Below are 949 nucleotides of genomic sequence, written 5' to 3' on the forward strand. Positions count from 1 at the left end.
TGAGCTTAGTTAATATTGCTGCTTTAAACTGACTTGAATATCTTTGATAATCCACTATCTTTGACTTACCGCACCCTGTTTATTTATAAAATTAATTGAGGCGACAACTATCCTGACACAGGGGGTTAACGCGATTATATAAATTGATAGTGTTAAAAAATCATTCCTGCTAGATAATAATTCTTCCAATCATTTTCAGTTAATTTACTATTTTTTATATCTTCCGATAGTGCTTTTGTATTCCAAAAATACATAACTACTCCTTAGTTTGATTAAACACATAACGCCCCATTAAGAGGCTTTTAATTGTTGGCTAAAATGTGAAGCGAAGCGGAACCTAGCCAACTGTTAAAAGTCCTGCTTGAATGGCTTGTTATAAGCCACTTTAATCACCAACAACTCCACTACCTGATCCACCACCAAACTTACGACCTTCAGGAGTATTATTGTTGTCGTCATTACTCTTGTTGAATAACCATAAACCAATAGCTCCAACAATAGGAATTAACCAAACTAGAATTATTTGAGCTATTTTTTGAAAACGCTCAAGGTCATCACGCTTAGCTAAAAATATAGAAACAAAAATATTTAACGAAAAAATGACAATAAGAAACGAATACCAAATATTAAACTCCATCCATGCCTCCGTGGCTTATAACGCCACAATAAGCGGCTAAGTAATAGTTGGCTAAAATGTGTAGCGAAGCGAAACGCAGCCAACTATTGCGTGTCCGTTTGATTGCCTTGTTAGTTTTTAGTAGTTAAAACTACCGATATTACAATAAGTTATCATGTTTAAGGGATAGGAGGAAGAACCAAAGAGTGCTTCCGCAATAGACACCTAAACATGAACTTTGAGCCTTAAAAAAACTAAAGCGATTAAAACCCTTAAACTGCGAAAGGCGAAAACTGGGTTGGGCAAAAAGGAAGCTAGATTGAACGGCACTTC

At 35.5% G+C, this 949-nt stretch carries 1 protein-coding gene; it reads right to left on the reverse strand.

Annotation, left to right across the window (positions count from 1 at the left end; all coding sequences use genetic code 11):
- Window positions 1-385: 385 nt before the first annotated feature.
- Entirely contained in the window at window positions 386-637 is a 252-nt protein-coding gene (locus H4J54_RS00210; protein WP_182188843.1) for a hypothetical protein, read from the reverse strand.
- Window positions 638-949: the final 312 nt, after the last annotated feature.

This window comes from Colwellia sp. MB3u-8, from assembly GCF_014076985.1.
In the GTDB taxonomy this organism is placed as follows: domain Bacteria; phylum Pseudomonadota; class Gammaproteobacteria; order Enterobacterales; family Alteromonadaceae; genus Cognaticolwellia.